Below are 2,956 nucleotides of genomic sequence, written 5' to 3'. Positions count from 1 at the left end.
TAAAAGGAAGAGGATTGAAACAGTGAATAATTTTGTTTTATTTCCCCCTAGAAGGAGGAGGCTTTAAACCCATTATTCTTGGTAATAGTTAAAAGTTAGTAGTTAATTTGGCCAAAGTTACCAAAATTTCAATTCTTCAGTTAATTTGAAGTTTGAAATTGACTCCATTGCCGCAATTACTGTATCCACAAAGACAGTATAGCCTAATTCGTTGACAGCGAGTCCAGCCGATCGATCGAGTTCGGTGCGATCGACTTATTAAGCCTCGATCGCATAAAAGTCCTACCAATTTGAGATTTTAGACGGAGACGGCTTCCTTTGGCTTGCTTCGGCTGCGCTGGCTCACAAGACCCTGACTGACAAGTCGCGAGCGCGGTCGCGCTTGTTTGCCGAAGTGTCGGACAATTGAAGAATTGGGGATGACTGACTCGATAGTGGTGGGAATTTTTTCTACAGTTGTATTATTTTGAGAAATAGCTGTCAGCAATAATTTACGGGCGATAGATCGAAACAATTGTGGCTAAAATCTGTGAAACAATTATCATAAAACAAAGATTCAAATTATTTAATTTGTCCACAGGAAGCGGCACGCACCGCCCCGCTTTCCTCCCCCACTGCTGTTTTTAAGTCAGACGGGGGTCTCCAGCGGCAAGACAAATGAGTTACTGTATCAATCCCGATTGCCAGAATCCCCAAAATCTCGATCGTGCCACAGCCTGCAAAAGTTGCGAGTCGAACTTGCTGCTCAAAGGGCGCTACCGAGTCTTTCACACCCTCGGTCAAAGTCTGGCTGGCAGAACCTTCCTAGCAGTCGATGAAGACCAACCAGCGCAACCGGGCTGCGTCATTCAACAGTTCTGCGGCGCCGTGCGGTCAATCGCCGATGGTCAACACCAGTTCAACCGGACATTTTTGGGTTCTGCCTCAATTATCGACAAGTTGGGCAAACATCCGCAAATACCGAAACTGCTGGCATCTTTTGAAGTCGAAGGCTGCCACTATTTAGTGCAAGAATACATCGAAGGGCGCAATTTAGCCGATCGGCTTTCGGAAAAAGGAGTTTTTAAAGAAATTCACATTTGGTATCTGCTGAGCGAGTTGTTACCAGTGCTGGAATTTGTCCACGAAAATCAACTGATTCACCGAGATATCAAACCATCCAATATTATTCACCGCAAATCTTCCCAAACCTCGGCAGCAATAGTCGGAAAAGAGCATCTGGATTCTTGGGAGGAGGAATCCGGGCTAGTTTTAGTCGATTTCGGCTCCGCAATTGCGGCTAACAGCGGGTCGCCCAAAACAGAAACAGTAACGGGTTCTGCCGAATACGCGGCCCCGGAACAAATTAAAGGTCAAGCAATTAAGAGCAGCGACATCTACAGTTTGGGCGTGACTTGCATTCACTTGTTAACAGGAATGTCGCCCTTTGATTTGTTTGACATCAAAGCCGACACTTGGGCCTGGAGAGATTATTTGAAAGTACCAGTTTCGGCCAGGCTGGGCCGCATTTTGGATAAAATGGTGGAGCGAGAACCATCAAAACGCTATCGATCGATCGAAGCAATTCTCGCAGACATGAAATACGGCCCGACACCGATAGAGGTGATTGTCAGCAAACCCAAATTGACTTTGGCCGTGTGGGGTTCTGCCGTAGTTGCCCTGATTTCATTAGTTTTGGGTTCTCGCTTGCCATCGACCGTACCGGAATCTTTGTCTTCTGTTGAGCCTGCTTCTAACATTCCCGAAATTCGGTTCGATCCGCCCCCGATGCAGAATTTCAGCAGTGAGCCATCGCTGTCACGGCCTGCTGTGCGGACTCTGGCCGAGCAAAACAAAAATCCGGTGTGGGCCGTAGCAGTCACTCCCAACGGCCGCGTCATCGTCAGCGGAAATGACGACGGCACAATTCACCTGCTGCACAAACGTCACGGCAAAGTGCTCAAGGTTTTAGGCGGACATTTGGGGCCCGTGTGGTCGGTGGCAGTCAGTCCCGATGGCAGGACGATCGCCAGCGGTGGCGCTGACGGTACGATTAAACTGTGGAATTTCTATTCTGGCCAGTTAATTCGGACATTGGACGGACACACAGACGGCGTGTTCTCGGTGGTGTTCAGTCCCGACGGCCAAGCCCTCGCCAGTGTCGGCAAAGATAACGCTTTGAAGCTGTGGCAAGTCGAAGGTGGCGCCGAGTTGCAAACACTCCAAGGGATAACCGACGAAGTGCATTCAGTAGCTTTCAGTGCCTATAAAGACACTTTGTTTGCTGGCAAAAGCGACGGTACGATCGAGATGTGGAATTGGAAAACAGGGGCATTCCAAGCCACTCTCACGGGTCATGTTGATGCTGTTTCGGCGCTTGCCATCAGCCCCGACGGTACAATTTTGGGCAGCGGTGGCTGGGACAATACCGTGAGGATTTGGGATATCACCACCGAGCACGGGCCCGAACCGGTCGGTGAGGCGACTTTTGCAGGTCATACCGATCGAATTCAGTCTGTAGCTTTCAGTCCCGACGGCGCGACGCTAGCGAGCGCAGATTTGAGCGGAACTATCAAGCTGTGGGCGATGGATGGCGGGGAACAAGGCACCCTCAAAGGTCATTCTACTTGGGTGGAATTGGCATTTAATCCTCAGGACAAAACTCTGATCAGCGGTAGTTATGATGACACGATTAAGGTGTGGCAACTGTCTCCTTAATTTTGGCGATCGATTCTCGGTGCGATCGAGTTAAATCAAGGTATTTTGTTGCGATGAAAGCGCTCTTTCATAGATCGAAGAGCGCCCAAGTGCAACAACTTACCTAAAAATCTAACTCAACAAGAGTGCCAGTTGCGGAGGGGCGGGACGCCCATCCCACAATCACAATAAAAATTGCAAGTTATTTAATTCTCATTCCTAAGATTTCAATCGGCGATTGAAATCGCTGAGTTTACGGGCACACAAACGATGTCCGCCG

Annotated in this window: 1 protein-coding gene; it reads left to right on the top strand. The window is 49.0% G+C overall.

What is annotated here, in order from left to right:
• Positions 1 to 657 precede the first annotated feature (657 nt).
• Entirely contained in the window at positions 658 to 2,697 is a 2,040-nt protein-coding gene (locus QT974_RS21245; protein WP_333470402.1) for a serine/threonine-protein kinase, read from the top strand.
• The last annotated feature ends 259 nt before the right edge of the window (positions 2,698 to 2,956 follow it).

This window comes from Microcoleus sp. BM001215392, from assembly GCF_036700185.1.
In the GTDB taxonomy this organism is placed as follows: domain Bacteria; phylum Cyanobacteriota; class Cyanobacteriia; order Cyanobacteriales; family Microcoleaceae; genus Microcoleus.
The sequence above is the reverse complement of the archived record's forward strand: the minus strand, read 5'-3'. Positions and strand labels throughout refer to the sequence as shown.